Here is a 15,767-nt window from a genome sequence, read left to right as displayed (position 1 = left end):
GTCAGGCGGTCGGGCGGCGGCGGGCCAGGACCCCGAACGCGACACCAGCGACGCCGACGAGGATGCCGACGACGCCGAGCACACGGGCGGTGGTGTCGGTGGAGTCCGCGGCGGCCTCGGCGTGGGCGGTGGCGCCCGCCTTGCCGGTGGTCTCGGTGTGGCCGGCCTTGTCGTCGCCCTTCGCGGCGCCGCCGTGGTGGTCCTCGGCGGGGGCGCTCAGCTTCAGCACCGGCGCCGGGTTCTGCGGCTCGGCGGCGCCCTCCTTGGGCTCCTCGATCCAGCGCACGACCTCGTTGTTGTCGTAGGTCTGCAGGGCCTTGATGACGAGCCGGTCGGTGTTCTCGGGCAGCCGCCCGAGCGACAGCGGGAACTGCTGGAACTGGCCGGGGCCGATCTTCGCGTCGCCGGAGGCGGTCCAGGTGACCTTGGAGACGGCCTCGGTGATCTTCTTGCCGTGCAGGTCCAGCGGCTTGGCGAGCTTGGTCCGGGTGACCTCGGCCTTCCAGCCGGGCACCGGCTGCGGCATCACGGAGGCCAGCGGGTGGTCGGCGGGGAAGTTCACCTCGACCTTGACCGTGGGGGCGTTGTCCCGCTCGTTGGGGACCTTCACGTTGACGGTCGCGTAGCCGCCCTTGGCGGCCTCGCCCTGCGGCTGCACGCCGATGTGCGCGAAGGCGGTGCCGGAGAGCAGCACGCAGGAGGCGACGGCGAGCCCGCCGGCGAGGGCGGCGCGCGAGGCGTACGAGGAGAGCGGGGAACGTGAGGAAAGCGGGGAACGCGAGGAACGCTTCATGGCTGTGACACTCCACAGTTCGACAGTCGGAGAGGAGGTCCGGCGCGCGGCCGTGAGGGCAGCGCGCGGACACCGCGGCCCCCCTCGTGTCGGGTGGACCGCTTCAGGCCGCGAGTACGCAGTCGCCGGCCGGCGGGCCGCGCCGGACGACGGTGTGCTGGAGTGCCTCGGCCGTCGTCGGCGGCGAGGAGTCGTCGGTGGTGCGCGCGAGGCCGCGCGGCCCGGAGGCCGGCAGTGCGGGCAGGCCGGCGAGGAGGGACTGTACGAGGGTCAGCGCGGCCCGCAGGTGACGGACGAGCGCGGCCTCGGCGAGCCCGGTCGCGCCCTCCGCGGAGAGCCGGCCGAGGCGGCCGAGCGCCAGGTCGCCGTGGCGCAGCAGCCAGCCCGTGGCCAGTGCGGCGAGCAGGTGGCCCAGCAGCATCGGCAGGGACGGCACGAGTTCGGCGCCCGTCAGCGCGCCGACGAGTCCGTCCGTACCCGGGGCGCCGGACGCGCCGGTCCCGTGGTGCGGATGTCCCGCGCCGGCCGTGGTCCCGCCGGCCGCCACGCGGGCCGGGTCGAGGCCGGCCGCGGTGACGATACGGGCCGCGTCGGCGGGGCTGAGGGCCGCGGACGCGCCCGCCCCGCAGACCAGCCGCGCCGCCATGCGGATCAGCGCCGCGTCGGACTCCGCCCCGGCGGCCAGCCGCTGCTGCAGCAGCTGGCCGAGCCCGAACAGGGCGTGCAGCGCCAGCTGTCCGGTCGCCAGCGCGCCCGCGACCGCGGGCAGCGAGCGCTCCCGGCCGGCGAACGGCAGGATCAGCACGAAGACGCCGAGCATCCCGCCGGCGACGGTCCACAGCGCGATGCCCGCGCAGGCGGCCAGCGCATGGCCCAGCGCGGACAGCACGACGCAGACCGCGGTGAACACCGCGGCCCTCAGGAGCCGCGGGGCGGCTCCGGTCTGTGCGGCCGGTGGGGAGGCAGACATGGCGGGGCTCATCATTCCACCCCCCTCCCCCGGTTCTCGCAGCAGGTCCGGAAGATCATGTTTTGCCGCCGCCGGCCCGACATACACCCGTGTGCGGGGGACTGGGTATCCGCCGTATGAGCGCTCTCACGGACCGGTGGGGCTTACGAAGCGTGGCGGGGGGCAATACGTAGGGGTACGTCGAGCCGTGGCCGGGAGGGTGGAGCATGAGCATCTGGTGGTCTCTCCATCTGCGGCGCGAGGCTGCGAGCGTGCCGCTGGCCAGGAGACTCCTGCTCGGCACGATGGAGACGGCGGGCGTCGACCCGGACGTGTCGTACGAACTGTCGGTCGCGCTGACCGAGGCGTGCGCCAATGCGGTGGAGCACGGCGGCGCCGAGGGGCGGGGCCGTGCCTCGGAGGCGTACCGCGTCACCGCGTACCTCGACGGGGAGACCTGCCGCATCGAAGTGGCCGATTCCGGTCCCGGTTTCTCCTCGGACGCGCCGCCGGAGCGGCTCGCCCCCGCGGACGCCGAGCACGGCCGGGGGCTCCGGCTGATCGAGGAGCTCGCCGACCACGTCCACTTCGGCCGTACGGGCCGGGGCGGGGCGCTGGTCAGCTTCGACAAGATCGTGAAGTGGCGCTCGGACGCCCCGCTGGCCCTGACGTAAGGCCCCGCGAACGCGCCGGGACGTACGACAGGGCCCCCGCCGAGCGCAGTCGGCAGGGGCCCCGTGACCGGAGGAAGGGTCAGCCCTTCAGCTCCGCCATCCACGCCTCGACCTCGTCCGACCGGCGCGGCAGCGCGGCGGACAGGTTCCGGTTGCCGTCCTCCGTCACGAGGATGTCGTCCTCGATCCGGACGCCGATGCCCCGGTACTCCTCCGGCACCGTCAGGTCGTCGGCCTGGAAGTACAGGCCCGGCTCGACGGTCAGGCACATGCCCGGCTCCAGCGTCGTGTCGACGTACGCCTCGACGCGCGCGGCGGCGCAGTCGTGGACGTCCATGCCGAGCATGTGGCCGGTGCCGTGCAGGGTCCAGCGGCGCTGCAGACCGAGCTCCAGGACGCGCTCGGCCGGGCCCTCGACGAGGCCCCACTCGACGAGCTTCTCGGCGAGCACGCGCTGCGCGGCGTCGTGGAAGTCGCGGTAGGCGGCGCCCGGCTTCACCGCGGCGATGCCGGCCTCCTGCGCCTCGTACACGGCGTCGTAGATCTTGCGCTGGATCTCCGAGTACCGGCCGTTGATCGGCAGGGTGCGGGTGACGTCGGCGGTGTAGAGCTCGGTGGTCTCCACACCGGCGTCGAGCAGCAGCAGCTCGCCGGAGCGGACCGCGCCGTCGTTGCGGACCCAGTGCAGGGTGCAGGCGTGCGGGCCGGCGGCGCAGATGGAGCCGTAGCCGACGTCGTTGCCCTCGACGCGGGCGCGCAGGAAGAACGTGCCCTCGATGTAGCGCTCGCTGGTGGCCTCGGCCTTGTCGAGGACCTTGACGACGTCCTCGAAGCCGCGGGCGGTGGAGTCGCACGCCTTCTGCAGCTCGGCGATCTCGAACGCGTCCTTGACGAGGCGGGCCTCGGACAGGAAGACGCGCAGCTCCTCGTCGCGCTCGGCGGTGACCTTGTCGGTCAGCGCCGCCTCGATGCCGGCGTCGTGGCCGCGCACGGCGCGGACCGGGCCGGTGGCCTCCTTGAGCGCCTCGGGCAGCTCGCGGACGTCCTTCGCCGGGAGGCCGAGCAGCTGCTCGGCCTCGGCGAGGGAGTGCCGGCGGCCGACCCACAGCTCACCCATGCCGTCGAGCCAGAACTCGCCGTTCTCGCGGTCGGAGCGCGGCAGCAGGTAGATCGTCGCCTCGTGGCCGTCGGCCGTGGGCTCCAGGACGAGGACGCCGTCGTGCGTCTGGTCGCCGGTGAGGTAGGCGTACTCGGTGGAGGCGCGGAAGCTGTACTCGGTGTCGTTCGAGCGGGTCTTCAGGTTGCCCGCCGGGACGACCAGGCGCTCGCCGGGGAAGCGCGCGGAGAGCGCGGCGCGGCGGGCGGCGGTGTGCGCGGCCTGCGCGATCGGCTCCAAGCCGTGCAGCTCCGTGTCGGCCCAGCCGGACTTCATGTTCTCGGCCAGCTCGTCGGACACGCCCTGGTACAGACCGTTCTTGCGCTGCTTGATCGGCTTCTCGCCCTCTTCCGGGGTCTCCGGGATGAGCTCTTCGGCCACGGGGGTCCGCCTCCTTTGGTACGACACTGGACCATCCCCATCGTACGGTCGTACGGAAGGGGTCCCAGGGCCGTAGGACCTGTTACCGATGAGTCACCGGTCCCGCCTGGCCGAGAACGGCTCACGCGAAGGGGACCGCGTCGCTCACGCGAGGGGGACCACGGCGCTCACGCGGACGGGCCACGACGCTCACTCGAAGCGGGCCGCCAGGATCACCACGTCCTCGCCCTCCGCCGGCCGGTCGAGCTCCTCCGGCAGCATCGTGCGCAGCACGTGGTCGGCGATCGCCCCGGGGTCCGCGCGGTCGGCCTTCGGCACGCTCGCGGCGGCGGCGTGCAGCCGGGCGAAGGCCCGGTCCATGGGGTCGCCGGTACGGCGCAGCAGCCCGTCGGTGTACAGCAGCACCGTTTCTCCGGGCTCGGGAGAGAACTCCACGCTCGGCGCCTCCCAGCAGGAGAGCATCCCCAGCGGCGCGGACAGCGAGGTCTCGACGTACTCGGTGCGGCGCTCGCCGACGATCAGCGGCGGGGTGTGCCCGGCCCCGGCCAGGACCAGTTTGCGCAGGCCCGGCTCGGCGTACGCGAAGAGCGCGGTGGCGGTGCGGGCCGGCTCGGTGAGCCGGAGCAGCAGCTCCAGGTCGGACAGGACGGCGACCGGGTCCTCGCCCTCCATGACGGCGTACGCCCGGAGGGAGGCACGCAGCCGGCCCATGGCGGCCAGCGCGCTGGGGCCGCCGCCGGAGACGGAGCCGACGGCCAGGCCGAGCGCGCCCTCGGGCAGCGGCAGCGCGTCGTACCAGTCGCCGCCGCCGCGCGGATGGGTGCGGTGCCGGGCGGCCAGCTGGACGCCGGGTACCCGGGGGAGGCGGCTGGGCAGCAGCTCCTCGGCGACGGTGGCGATCTGGGTGCGGGCGCGCTGCAGCTCGACGAGGCGGGCGAGGTGGGCGGCGGCGTAGGTGACGTAGTGGCCGATGAGGTGGCGCTGGCGTTCGTTCGGCTCGGCGGGCTCGTCGTACAGCCAGACGACCGCGCCGAGCCGGTCGGCCGTACCGGACTCCCCCGCCGTACCGAACGCCGTACCGGACTCCCCAGCCGTACCGGAACCCTGCCCGTGCACCTGCCCGTCCAGCGGCAGGGCGTAGCTGGCGGCGTAGCCCAGCCGGGCGGCGACCTCGCGGTGCCGCGGGTCGAGTCCGGCCTCGGCGAGCAGATCGGGGTGGGCGCCGGGGTCCGGCAGTCCGTCGAGGAGGCGCCCGTACGAGGTGGCGCTGCGCGGCACCGTCTCGATGCTGCCGAGATCGGCGTGGGCGAGGCCGAGGCCGACGGTGGTGGCGGGGCCGAGTCCGTCCGCGGGTTCGAGGACGGCCATGCCGCGGCGGGCGCCGACGAGCGCGGAGCCGGCGCGCAGCAGCTCGGCGAGGCCGTCGTCGAGCGTGGCGGTCCTGACCAGGCGTTCGATGAGTTCGTGGAGGGTGGTGAGGTCGGAGACCCAGCCGGCGAGACGGTCCTGGATCAGGGCCCCGGGAGCGGGGGCGACCTCGGCCAGGGGGCCCGCAGTGTGAGCGGGCGCAGGGACTGTGGAGTCGATTCCGGCCACTTTCGGCAGGCGGGGGGCGCTCATGGTCGTCGGCTTTCCGACGGGTGCGTTTCGTGCCTGAGCATCGCAAACCCCCATGTCAATCTGCGCCGCCAGCAATGCATCCACATCTACACGCACCCGAGGAGGGATGTCCAGCATTGTCCGCGCGAGACTTGTGGTGTCCGTGAGTGTTGATCTCGGGCCTAACTTGGCTGAAAATTACCCCCGCTGTGCACCTTTTGCGGTCGACTGGCGTCGTTTGAAAGAGCGTTGAGTCGAAGGCCGTGTCGGGTACGTACACGGTGATGGCCCTTGCCGCCACAGGCGACAGCGGGCGCAGATCCTGCGCCGCCTCGCCACGCGTCAGACGAACGACGAGCCCGACTCGGCCCCGGATTCCAGGGGCGGCGAAGCGCTGATACGCACAGTGAACAGATCCGCACGTGGTGTGATGTGGACCTCGGCGTTCAACGGAAAGGAACGAGCGCTCATGCGCGAGATCCTCGGAATGCGACGCAGGCTCCGGTTCCGGCGCACGGGAAGGACCGAGCAGCTTCGGACGGCGCTGACCTGCGCCGTCGACTGGCAGTGGCCCGTGCTTCCCGGCGTGGGACTCAAGGCGGCCGGAGGCCGCGGTGACCGCGGGCGCGGCTGCGCCTGCCCCGACCCCGAGTGCGTCGTCCCCGGCGCACACCCCTTCGACCCCGGGCTGCTCGCGGCCACCACCGACGAGCGCATGGTGCGCTGGTGGTGGACCAACCGCCCGGACGCCCCGGTGGTGCTCGCCACCGGTGGCCGCGCGCCCTGCGCGGTGAGTCTGCCGGCGGTCGCGGGCGCACGGGCGCTGAGCGTGCTCGACGACTGGGGCATGCGGCTCGGCCCCGTGGTCGCCACGCCGACCCGGCTGGCGCTGCTGGTCGCGCCGTACGGCCTGGAGCAGCTGGGGGAGCTGCTGTACACGAAGGACTCCGTGCCCAGCTCGCTGCGGTTCCACGGCGAGGGCGGCTATCTGATGCTGCCGCCGTCGGTGGTCGGGACCGGGCAGGTGCGCTGGGAGCGGCCGCCGCTGCCGGGCTCGGCCAAGCCGTGGCTGCCGGACGTGGAGGCGGTCGTCGACGCGCTGGTCGACGCCAGCGCGAGCGCGCCGGGCGGCGGGAGCCGGCTGGCCTACTGAGCGGCGCGGTACGCACGGCCCGGCTCCGCACCGGGGCGGGGCCGGCGTATGTGTGCGGACCCGTCACCCGTACGGGTGTGAGCGGGGCCGAGTTGTACGGGAATCGGGCGCACGGCGGCCCGGCGCCGCGCCGCCCGTCGCTATCGTCGGTGCGTCATCGTCGCGACGGCACAGGTGGGGCCATGAATCTGCGGGTGATCGGGCTCGGAGCCGCCGTCGTGTGCGCGGTGCTGGTGCCGCTGGCGGCGTTCGCCGGGGAGGGCGGGGGCGAGAAGCGCGGCCTGCTGTCCGTGGTGAGAACGCCGGCGTCCGAGAACCGGACCGAGCCCCGGACCCGGGCCGAGAAAAACGGGACCCGGGCCGAGAACGGGACCGAGTCCCGGACCGCGCGCGAGACCACGTCCCCCACCCCCGCCGCGGCTCCCCCGCCCCGCTCCTCCGTCTGCGGACCCGAGCTCACCTCCCCCGACGGGATCGAGGCGCAGACCTGCGTCCTGACGGAGGGCACGGAGACCTGGGGGCGTACGTACTACCGCAACGCCTCCGGCCGGGAGCTGGCCGCGGTGCTCACTTTGATGTCTCCCGGAGGACGGACCGTGCAGATGCATTGCGCGGTTTCCGCGGCGGACGAACCGGGCGCCTGTGAAACTCCGCGGGAACGCACGAGAGAGCCGGTTTCGGAGTACAGCGCGGTGGCGGAGTTCGCCGGCGCGGGCGAAGGGGACTCGACTCCGCTGCTGTTGCGGTCGGGAAGCAACGCGCTTGCGTCAAAGGGGAGTTGACGGCCCGGGGGCCGTGGGCGCCGACGGCGGGCATGAGAAGGCCCGATCGCTGGCGACGGGGGATGCACCAGCGACCGGGCTTCCAGAACCGTAACAAGAGATCTGCCGTTCGCAAATTCGATCTCGGTAATTCAGTCAGGTATTCGCCGGGGCGGGGCGGCGTGTTGTGGCGGACGTCACCGACTGGCCGGTCTGTCAGTCACCCACGCCGCCCCGCGGCTCAGCTCAGCGTGACCTGACGGTTCGTGAGACCCCCGCGGGCGCGCCGCTGCTCGGGGGTGAGCGGGGCGTCCTCGGCGAGCGCCGAGGCCAGCCGCTCGGCGAGTTCGGCCGCCGGCTTCTCGCACTCCTCCGCGCCCATCTCGCTGGGCAGGTCCCAGACCGGGACCATCAGGCCGTGCGCCCGGAAGGAGCCGACGAGGCGGGTGCCCTCGCCCAGCGAGGAGGTCCCGGCCGCGTGCAGCCTGGCCAGCGCGTCGAGCAGCTTCTCCTCGGGGTGCGGCATGACCCAGCGCAGGTGGTTCTTGTCGGGGGTCTCGCACCAGTACGCGGCGTCGACGCCGTTCAGCCGGACCGTCGGGATCGCGGCGGCGTTGGCGCGCTCCAGCGAGGCGGTGACCTCGGGGGAGGCGTTCTCGCCGGACTCCGGGACCCAGAATTCGAAGCCCTCGTGCACCTCCGGCGCAAAATCGACGTCCGCGTCGAACAGATCCTGCAGGCGCGGGCCCTCGGCGGGCACCCGGCGGGCGGGCACCGGGGTGCCGGGCTCCGCCTCCAGGGCGCGCTGGAGGGTGTCGGCCAGGTCGCGGGCGAGGTCGCCGGAGGAGGACTCGTTCTGCAGCGCGAGGAGGATCGAGCCGTCGTCGCGGCGGAGCGCCGGCCAGGCCATGGGCAGTACGGTCGCGAGCGTCACGGACGGCACGCCGTCGGGCAGGCCGCCCTTCAGGGCGAGCGACGCGGTGGCGGCGGGCACCAGTTCGCGCAGGGCGACCCAGTCGCACTCGCCGTTCAGCCCCTCGAAGGGGCGCTGGACGTGCTGGGTGGTGGCGGCGTGCGCGGCCGCCCGCCCGTGACACGCCTTGTAGCGGCGACCCGAACCGCACGGGCAGGGCTCGCGGGCCCCGACGACCGGGATCTCTCCGTCGGTCAGCTGCGGTGTGACGGCCTTCGTCTGGGGGCGCTTCTTGGCCATGGTGTGGCTTTCTCCCGTTAGCGGCGGTGCGTTCTCCGCCGCGAGCCTAGCCGCCCGGGGCCCGCGCGGGGGCGACGTCGGCGGTGGCGGACGCGGTGCGGGATCTCGTACGGGCGCGGAGGCCGCGTCGTCGCCCACCCCGCCCGCACCGCTCCCCGCCCGAGGCCCCGCCGCGTACAGGCCCTCCGGGAAGCCGCACGGTCCCGCGGCTCGTCGGCCCCGCGGCCCCGGAGTACCGCGGTTCCTCGCCCCGTGGCTCGTACGGTCAGTCCAGGTCCTCGTACACGTCGAGGAGTTCGTAGCCCGGGCCGGCGACGCTCGACGCGAAGTCCTCGCGGCGGTGGCCGGCGGCGACGAGGACCCAGACGGTGACCTCGCCGGTCGCGCTGTCCCGTACGCCCCAGTCCTGGGCCAGCGCGCTGATGATGTTCAGCCCGCGGCCGCCGCGTGCGGTGACCGAGGGCGTGGCCGGAACCGGGCGGGTCGGACCACCGCCGTCCGTCACCTCGACCGTCAGCCCGCCCGCGCCGTCCAGTCGCCAGGCCGCGCGCACATCGCCGTCGCCGATCTCGGCGCGCCCCAGCGGTCTGCCGTGCCGGCAGGCATTGCTGAGCAGTTCGGAAAGGATCAGTACCGCGTCGTCGACGACCGACTGGGCCACTCCGCTGCGGTGCAACTGCTCCCGCATCCGGTGTCGCGCTTCCCCCACGCCCGCAGGGCCATGGGGTACGGCCATGCTCGACGACGTGGGCACTTCCTGTGCCACCACCAACGCCACCCCCGAGACCTCCTTCACCCCACGCCACGGTGTCAATGCCCCTGCGACCAGTTCCGGAAACCGGTCAGTAAGGCTCCGGTGACGCACTCGTGACGAATGATCACGCTCCGAACGCGCCGGAGCACTCCTTGTGAAGGGTGGGGCGGGTGAGGTGACTGTGACTCAGGTGCGGCCGAGGTGCGCGAGCACCTGCTTCGGCCGGTTCGTGATGATCGCCTCGACGCCGAGCCGGGCGCAGAGTTCGACGTCCTCGGGCTCGTCCACGGTCCACACGTGCACCTGGTGGCCGGCCTGCTGGAGCCGGAGCACCACGGTGGGGTGGTGGCGCACGATGCGGATGGAGGGGCCGGCGATGCGGGTGGTGCCGGGCAGCCGGCCCTCCTTGAGGCGCGGGGTGAGGAACTGCGTGAGATGGACGGTGGGGAGGGTCGGTGCGGCGCGCTCGATCCGCTGCAGGGACCGCGCGGAGAAGCTCATGACCCGGACGGGCGAGTCGTCCGGCTCGGGGTCGGCGAGGCCGAACCGCCGCAGGAGCTCGAGGAGCTTCTCCTCCACCTGGCCGGCGTAGCGGGTGGGGTGTTTGGTCTCGATGGCCAGCTCGATGTGGCGGCCGGCGTCCGCGACGAGTTCGAGCAGCCGCTCCAGGGTGAGGACGGAGGTGTACTCGCGGTCTCCCCAGTCGGGGCCCTCGGTCGCGTCCTCGCGGCCCTTCCAGGTGCCGAAGTCGAGGGCGGCGAGATCGGCGAGCTCGAGCGCGGAGACGGCGCCGCGGCCGTTGGAGGTGCGGTCGACGCGGCGGTCGTGGACGCAGACGAGGTGGCCGTCGGCGGTGAGCCGGACATCGCATTCGAGCGCGTCGGCGCCGTCCTCGATGGCCTTCACATAGGCCGCGAGGGTGTGTTCGGGGGCGTCCTCGGAGGCGCCGCGGTGGGCGACGACCTGGATCGTGTGCTGCCGTGCGTGGGTCACCGCGACATGGTGTCATCCGCGGGGCGGCAGGCCCATGGGGGAAAGGGGGAGCACCCTCCCCGGGCGGGCAGGCCCACCTTCCGGCTGTCCGTTATGTCCGGCATAAAGGATCCTGGGGGAACCCACAGGTCCCGCTTACAGTGGCCTGACGGCCGGTGGGAAAAGCTTGCCCCTGGAACAGACGACGACCTGCGCAGTGACTGAGGAGAGAGCTGTGAGCACCGAGAACGAGGGCGCCAAGGTATCGGCGGATTCGAGCGCCCCGTCCGCACCTCCTGCACCTCCCGTTCCACCGACGCCGGACGCCGCTGCTCCGTCGGCGGCGGCGCCGTCGGAGGAGCCCGGGCACTCCCCCCGGCCCGAGCCCGCCACCGCGCCGCTGCCGCAGATCCCGCCCGCACCGACGGAGGCTCCGGCCCCGGCGGGGGCACCGGCCTCCGCTCCCGCCGCGGCCGCGGGCTCCGGGTACCAGGAGTCGGGGTGGCCGCCGCCTCCGCCGGCCACCCCCGTGTACGGGGCGGCCGGCGGCGGTGGCCCGGTCTGGGGCGCGCCCACGCCTGCGGCCCCCGGGCCGCAGCCGCCGCGCCGGCGGACGGGCGGTCTGGTGGCCGCGGTGCTCGCGGCGGCGCTGGTGGCCGGTGGCGTCGGCGGCGGCATCGGGTACTGGGCGGCCGAGCGCAACGACGACACGGTCAGCTCGACGACGGTCTCCTCGGGCAACTCCCCGGCGGACTTCAAGCGCGCGCCGGGCACGGTCGCGGCGGTGGCGGGCAAGGCGCTGCCGAGCGTGGTCACGATCCAGGCGAAGGCCGGGGGCCCGGAGGGCGAGGGTGGCACGGGCACGGGCTTCGTCTACGACAAGGAAGGCCACATCCTCACGAACAACCACGTGGTGGCGTCCGCGGCGGACGGCGGCACGCTCTCGGCGACGTTCTCGGACGGCAAGACGTACGACGCCGAGGTCGTCGGCCGGGCGCAGGGCTACGACGTGGCGGTCCTGAAGCTGAAGAACGCGCCGGACGGCCTGGAGCCCCTCCCCCTGGGCAACTCGGACAAGGTCGCCGTGGGCGACTCGACGATCGCGATCGGCGCGCCGTTCGGCCTGTCGAACACGGTCACCACGGGCATCATCAGCGCGAAGAACCGCCCGGTGGCCTCGGGCGACGGTTCGGGCGGCGGCAACTCGTACATGAGCGCGCTGCAGACCGACGCGTCGATCAACCCGGGCAACTCCGGCGGTCCGCTGCTCGACGCGAGCGGCGCGGTGATCGGCATCAACTCGGCGATCCAGTCGGCCGGGAACGGCATGGGCCAGTCGCAGGCGGGCTCGATCGGTCTCGGCTTCGCGATCCCGGTCAACCAGGCGAAGAACGTCGCGGAGCAGCTGATCAAGACCGGCAAGCCGGTGTACCCGGTGATCGGCGCGACGGTGAACATGACGGACAAGGGCGAGGGCGCGGCCATCGCCGAGGAGGGCGCGGGCGGCACGCCGGCGGTCACCGCGAACGGCCCGGCGGCGAAGGCGGGGCTGCGACCGGGCGACGTGATCACGGAGTTCGGCGGCAAGCAGATCGACAGCGGCCCGACGCTGATCTCCGAGATCTGGACCCACAAGCCGGGCGACCAGGTGAAGCTCACCTACGAACGCGACGGCAAGCCCACGACGGTCACCCTCACCCTCGGCCAGCGCACGGGCGACAACTGACCGGCTAGGCTGTCCCCCACGCCCCGCGAGGGCGCGGGTGGGTTGCCCGAGCGGCCTAAGGGAACGGTCTTGAAAACCGTCGTGGCGCGAGTCACCGTGGGTTCAAATCCCACACCCACCGCTTGCAGTTCAGAGAAGTAGCAGGTCAGAGGGCGGACACCCGATCAGGGTGCCCGCCCTCCGGCGCTAGACCTGCACGCTCGTGGCTTCGCGCCGGCGCGCCACGTAGCGGAGCACGGCCCAGATCGCCGCGGCGTTGACCAGGGCGCTGACCAGGACCGCGGCGTAGAGGCCGAGTCCGTCCCACATCGAGGGCTCGGCGGCCACGGAAGTGTCCGGTGCCCAGTCCGCGGGGCGCGGGTCCGACTCCGAGGGGTAGTCCGTGGGCAGCTTCGTGGGCGGCTGGGAGCCGTACTGGGGATGGGGGTCCATGGGCGGGGCCGAGTCCAGGGCGTCCGCCGCGGGTCCGAAGAACGTCAACAGCAGGATGCTGACCGGCGCCGTGGCCAGGATCGGCCAGACTCCGAAGAACCCGCTGTCCCCGTTCTCCTGGCCGACCGCGAGGTAGACCAGCATCGCGACCACCAGTGCCAGGTACGCGCCGGGCGCCCACATCTCAGCCTTCGACCAGCGCCGCACCATGTCGTTCCCCGTTTCCTGTTCCGCTTCGTTCGACCTGCACCCAGTCTCGAAGCTGCCGAGGACCGCCACCTGAGTACGCCTACTCATCCTGCTCGGCCCTGCGTACCTGGTCAGAGTCGTCCACGGTGAGCACGCCGGGGACACCGCGCAACCATCCCCATGACCGGCGCCGGTGCGAACGAACGCGTCGCGGCTACCGCTTGCGATCTCGGAGCGGGGCGGAGCGGGGCGGCGGGAGGCTTGTCGGACAAGCGTTTGGGGGTGGTGGGGGGTGTCATTCGTTCGGGGGGTTTTGTCACCCGGATGCCGTACAACCCTTCTTGCGATCAGGGTCGTTATGGGGGCGTGACTGAGTCGAACGACTGCGGAGAAAGGATTCTTCCGACGAACGGCACCGCGTACAGGTTGACCGGCTGAGGGCGTACCTCGCGTGTTCTGGACGGAAGAATCGGATGGACTGGTACAGCAACCGACCGAGCTATTACATCCCGCCCCACCCCATGAGGCCGGGGCCCGAGACGCTGGATCCCTACGGCACACCCATCCCGGCGCAGCAGACCTGGGACGACCGGGGGGTCCGGGAGAGCACTCTGACGCACCAGAACTTCGAGGAGGAGTTGGCGCAGATGCTGGCGGCCACGGCCACGGTCCCGCCCGCGCCCGCTGTCACGCCCACTGCCGCGCCCCCTGTCGCTGAATCGTTCCCGCCCCCCTATTCCTCGAACGAACCGCCGCCCTCGCGGATCGACCGGCGGCGGTCGCGGCCCAAGCCGCACGTCGAGCGGTTCCTGAAGGTCTATCAGCGCGTCACGCAGGTGAGTCTTCTCTTCGCCGTCATCGCGCTGTGCGCGGCCTGTCTCCTTGCCTGGTCCGTCAGTTACACGTACGGGCAGCTCCGCATCACGTCCGAGTCCGTGCTGCCCGGCCACCTCGCGCAGTGGTGGCCGCTCACGGTGTACGGGCCGTGGTTCGTGGCCGCGCTGTCGATTCTGCGGGCGACCGTCCAGCACCAGCCCGCGAGCCGTTCCTGGGGCGTGCTCCTGGTGACCTCGGGCATGGCGGTCGCCCTCTGCGTCAGTCACTCCTCCCACTCCGTGCTGGCGTACGTGACGCTCGGGATTCCGCCGATCACCTCCCTGGTGTGCTTCTGGGAGCTCGTCGGGCAGTTCTCCTCGAAGCGCCAGGGGCGGCGGGGCGCCCACTCCGGCCCGCAGCCGTCAGGCGCGGGTCGTCAGCCGGGCCGCTGACGCCACCGTCGCACGGGCCTCCTCCTCCGTGAGGCCCGTGCGGACGGCCGCGCCGATCAGCTGCTCGGCCAGGGTGTCTCCCAGGCCGTTCTCGTAGGCGCGGCAGGCCGCCCAGAACAGACGGGTGTTGCGCTGGCCCTCGTGGGCTGCCAGGACGAAGTGGATCAGGCCCGCGCCGCGGGGCGGAGGGCCGTTCGGGGCCGTGCGGTGGCGGGCCTGCTGCGGCGGCGCGATCAGGGCCAGCAGCGCCCGCGGGCACGGCGCCGGGTCCCGGCCTGCGGAGCCCTCCGCGAGGCGGTAGGCACCGTGGGCGGTGACCGAGCCCGGGCCGACCAGGTAGCCGCCCGTACCGCGGATGTCGATGCCCGGCGCCAGCCGGCTCGCCGAGTTCGGGACCACCACGTCCGGCGGGCCCGTCAGCCACAGATGCCGGCCGCCGCTCGGCGTGACGACCGTGACCGTGGGCGGCAGCGTGAACAGATGGCGCAGCGCGAGCTCGCGCAGCGCCGCCACCGCGTCCGTCTCGCCCTTCGTGTCCAGGTCGACGCCGATCAGGTGGTGCGGGGGCCGGCCGCAGGCGATGCCGTACCCCGTCGCCCACGGCGCCGCCGCGAACAGGGCCCGGACGCCCGCCGGGTCCGTCGTCGCGTCGTGCACGCCGTGACCGAGCAGGCCGCACTCGCCGCGGCAGCGTGCCGCGCCGGGGGCCGGGGCGTCGTCGTGGTGCGGGGAGCGCAGCGCGGGGAGCTTCGTGGGGGACAGGGGGATGACGGGGAGCCCTCGCTCCGCCGCGGAGAGGGCGTGGGCGAGGGCCAGGGTGGCGGTCTGCCGGTCCGAGAAGGCCATGGGTTCATTTTCGTACATGCGTTCGAAGATCGGTAGTCGCCAGGGCCGCGCATGTCGATTTGTCGGGGAGGCGAGGGAAGGGTTCCCGAGCGTGGTGGAACCTTTTCTCCCTTGCGGCGGCCCGGCTCCGGGGTCGTGTCGCGCCCTCGTCTCCCCCTCCACCTGCGGCTTCTTTCATCAAGGACGTTTATCGACTTGTCCTCACGCTTGAGGGGGAATCGACCGGCCTGCGGTGGTTCGCCGGGGATTCGCTGGGCAACTCTGGAGTCGCGACGTCGTGATCAGCGAGAACGACCGAGGCGGACGGCCGACTGCCCGGTGACAAGCTGCACTTATAGCCGTACTTCTGGAGGAAACACACATGGCAAGCATCCGTACCGCCCGCGTCATCGCCGCTGTCGCCGCCCTGCCCCTCGCCGTCGCGCTCCTCGGCGGTGTGGCCCAGGCCGACAACGGCGGCTTCGCGGACGACGGATCGAACACGAGCGTGGCCTCGATCGCCGGCAGCGGCGTGGGCGGCGACAACTTCGGCAACTCGACCACCAGCCAGCAGGTGGCCACCGGCTCCGGCGCCTCCAACCAGAGCAACAACGCCAGTGTGAACGGCTCCGCGTTCACCGCGATCGACCAGGACAACACCTCGGTGACCTTCTATCCGCTCTGGTGGTGACCCCGGCCTCCGCGCGACGGGATCCGGCCCGACGGGGGGAACGATGACGGGGGAGCGACGAGGGGGCGTGACGACGGGGGCGTGACGGCGGGGGCGTGAGGACGGGGTGAACGGCGGCCCGTACGGCGGTACTTCGGTACCGGCGTACGGGCCGCCGCCGTGTGCCGGTCCGGGTGTCTTGACATCCGAACCGTTTCTGACGGACAGTCAGGAACCCTGATCGGAGAGCGC

The 15,767-nt window shown here is 72.9% G+C and carries 15 protein-coding genes and 1 tRNA gene; 7 read left to right on the top strand and 9 right to left on the bottom strand.

The window, feature by feature from the left end; all coding sequences use genetic code 11:
- Position 1: 1 nt before the first annotated feature.
- Positions 2 to 793, bottom strand: a complete 792-nt coding sequence (locus ABZO31_RS16255) for a YcnI family protein (RefSeq protein ID WP_406861941.1) — start codon at positions 791 to 793, stop codon at positions 2 to 4.
- A gap of 103 nt (positions 794 to 896) precedes the next feature.
- Positions 897 to 1,763, bottom strand: a complete 867-nt coding sequence (locus ABZO31_RS16250; RefSeq protein ID WP_406861940.1) for a hypothetical protein — start codon at positions 1,761 to 1,763, stop codon at positions 897 to 899.
- A 206-nt stretch (positions 1,764 to 1,969) separates the two neighbouring features.
- On the opposite strand from ABZO31_RS16250, the gene ABZO31_RS16245 reads away from it, so the two are divergent.
- Positions 1,970 to 2,416: an ATP-binding protein gene (locus ABZO31_RS16245; protein WP_406861939.1), complete on the top strand. Its 447-nt coding sequence runs from the start codon at positions 1,970 to 1,972 to the stop codon at positions 2,414 to 2,416.
- 79 nt (positions 2,417 to 2,495) lie between these two features.
- On the opposite strand, the gene ABZO31_RS16240 is transcribed toward ABZO31_RS16245, so the two are convergent.
- A complete protein-coding gene (locus ABZO31_RS16240; RefSeq protein WP_406861938.1) occupies positions 2,496 to 3,953 on the bottom strand; it encodes an aminopeptidase P family protein in 1,458 nt (485 codons plus the stop codon).
- 189 nt (positions 3,954 to 4,142) lie between these two features.
- Positions 4,143 to 5,690 (bottom strand): PP2C family protein-serine/threonine phosphatase, encoded by a 1,548-nt coding sequence (locus ABZO31_RS16235; RefSeq protein ID WP_406861937.1) that lies wholly within the window; start codon positions 5,688 to 5,690, stop codon positions 4,143 to 4,145.
- A 331-nt stretch (positions 5,691 to 6,021) separates the two neighbouring features.
- Here ABZO31_RS16235 and ABZO31_RS16230 point away from each other — a divergent pair, with 331 nt between their 5' ends.
- Positions 6,022 to 6,705: a bifunctional DNA primase/polymerase gene (locus ABZO31_RS16230; RefSeq protein WP_406861936.1), complete on the top strand. Its 684-nt coding sequence runs from the start codon at positions 6,022 to 6,024 to the stop codon at positions 6,703 to 6,705.
- Between the two features lie 182 nt (positions 6,706 to 6,887).
- The gene (locus tag ABZO31_RS16225; RefSeq protein ID WP_406861935.1) at positions 6,888 to 7,487 is read left to right on the top strand and encodes a hypothetical protein; all 600 of its coding nucleotides are present in this window, start codon (positions 6,888 to 6,890) and stop codon (positions 7,485 to 7,487) included.
- A gap of 220 nt (positions 7,488 to 7,707) precedes the next feature.
- On the opposite strand, the gene ABZO31_RS16220 is transcribed toward ABZO31_RS16225, so the two are convergent.
- The 3 genes from ABZO31_RS16220 to ABZO31_RS16210 all read right to left on the bottom strand — a co-directional run bounded on the left by ABZO31_RS16220 (position 7,708) and on the right by ABZO31_RS16210 (position 10,426).
- Positions 7,708 to 8,679 (bottom strand): DUF5926 family protein, encoded by a 972-nt coding sequence (locus ABZO31_RS16220; protein ID WP_406861934.1) that lies wholly within the window; start codon positions 8,677 to 8,679, stop codon positions 7,708 to 7,710.
- Between the two features lie 265 nt (positions 8,680 to 8,944).
- Entirely contained in the window at positions 8,945 to 9,544 is a 600-nt protein-coding gene (locus ABZO31_RS16215; RefSeq protein ID WP_406861933.1) for an ATP-binding protein, read from the bottom strand.
- A gap of 75 nt (positions 9,545 to 9,619) precedes the next feature.
- On the bottom strand, positions 9,620 to 10,426 hold the full coding sequence (locus tag ABZO31_RS16210; RefSeq protein WP_406861932.1) for a glycerophosphodiester phosphodiesterase: 807 nt from the start codon (positions 10,424 to 10,426) through the stop codon (positions 9,620 to 9,622).
- Positions 10,427 to 10,640: 214 nt separating this feature from the next.
- Here ABZO31_RS16210 and ABZO31_RS16205 point away from each other — a divergent pair, with 214 nt between their 5' ends.
- A complete protein-coding gene (locus ABZO31_RS16205; RefSeq protein ID WP_406861931.1) occupies positions 10,641 to 12,131 on the top strand; it encodes a S1C family serine protease in 1,491 nt (496 codons plus the stop codon).
- Positions 12,132 to 12,167: 36 nt separating this feature from the next.
- Positions 12,168 to 12,252: transfer RNA gene (locus ABZO31_RS16200), tRNA-Ser, on the top strand.
- Between the two features lie 65 nt (positions 12,253 to 12,317).
- Here the strand turns inward: ABZO31_RS16200 and ABZO31_RS16195 are convergent.
- On the bottom strand, positions 12,318 to 12,773 hold the full coding sequence (locus ABZO31_RS16195; protein ID WP_406861930.1) for an SCO4225 family membrane protein: 456 nt from the start codon (positions 12,771 to 12,773) through the stop codon (positions 12,318 to 12,320).
- Between the two features lie 452 nt (positions 12,774 to 13,225).
- Between ABZO31_RS16195 and ABZO31_RS16190 the strand changes: the two genes are divergently transcribed.
- Positions 13,226 to 14,020: a DUF2637 domain-containing protein gene (locus tag ABZO31_RS16190; RefSeq protein ID WP_406861929.1), complete on the top strand. Its 795-nt coding sequence runs from the start codon at positions 13,226 to 13,228 to the stop codon at positions 14,018 to 14,020.
- On the opposite strand, the gene ABZO31_RS16185 is transcribed toward ABZO31_RS16190, so the two are convergent.
- A complete protein-coding gene (locus ABZO31_RS16185) occupies positions 13,991 to 14,866 on the bottom strand; it encodes a bifunctional DNA primase/polymerase (protein ID WP_406861928.1) in 876 nt (291 codons plus the stop codon). The two genes, ABZO31_RS16190 and ABZO31_RS16185, sit on opposite strands and share 30 nt — an antisense overlap.
- Positions 14,867 to 15,227: 361 nt before the next feature.
- Between ABZO31_RS16185 and ABZO31_RS16180 the strand changes: the two genes are divergently transcribed.
- Entirely contained in the window at positions 15,228 to 15,536 is a 309-nt protein-coding gene (locus ABZO31_RS16180) for a hypothetical protein (protein ID WP_406861927.1), read from the top strand.
- Positions 15,537 to 15,767 lie beyond the last annotated feature (231 nt).

This window comes from Streptomyces solicamelliae (assembly GCF_045348655.1).
Taxonomy (GTDB): domain Bacteria; phylum Actinomycetota; class Actinomycetes; order Streptomycetales; family Streptomycetaceae; genus Streptomyces; species Streptomyces solicamelliae.
This window is presented reverse-complemented; position numbering and strand designations above follow the sequence as displayed.

Coding starts and splice junctions, on each gene's coding strand:
- ABZO31_RS16220 (WP_406861934.1), bottom strand. CDS start 8,679: ATGGCCAAGAAGCGCCCCCAGACGAAGGCCGTCACACCGCAGCTGACC.
- ABZO31_RS16195 (WP_406861930.1), bottom strand. CDS start 12,773: ATGGTGCGGCGCTGGTCGAAGGCTGAGATGTGGGCGCCCGGCGCGTAC.
- ABZO31_RS16250 (WP_406861940.1), bottom strand. CDS start 1,763: ATGTCTGCCTCCCCACCGGCCGCACAGACCGGAGCCGCCCCGCGGCTC.
- ABZO31_RS16230 (WP_406861936.1), top strand. CDS start 6,022: ATGCGCGAGATCCTCGGAATGCGACGCAGGCTCCGGTTCCGGCGCACG.
- ABZO31_RS16255 (WP_406861941.1), bottom strand. CDS start 793: ATGAAGCGTTCCTCGCGTTCCCCGCTTTCCTCACGTTCCCCGCTCTCC.
- ABZO31_RS16235 (WP_406861937.1), bottom strand. CDS start 5,690: ATGCTGGACATCCCTCCTCGGGTGCGTGTAGATGTGGATGCATTGCTG.
- ABZO31_RS16190 (WP_406861929.1), top strand. CDS start 13,226: ATGGACTGGTACAGCAACCGACCGAGCTATTACATCCCGCCCCACCCC.
- ABZO31_RS16245 (WP_406861939.1), top strand. CDS start 1,970: ATGAGCATCTGGTGGTCTCTCCATCTGCGGCGCGAGGCTGCGAGCGTG.
- ABZO31_RS16180 (WP_406861927.1), top strand. CDS start 15,228: ATGGCAAGCATCCGTACCGCCCGCGTCATCGCCGCTGTCGCCGCCCTG.
- ABZO31_RS16185 (WP_406861928.1), bottom strand. CDS start 14,866: ATGGCCTTCTCGGACCGGCAGACCGCCACCCTGGCCCTCGCCCACGCC.
- ABZO31_RS16225 (WP_406861935.1), top strand. CDS start 6,888: ATGAATCTGCGGGTGATCGGGCTCGGAGCCGCCGTCGTGTGCGCGGTG.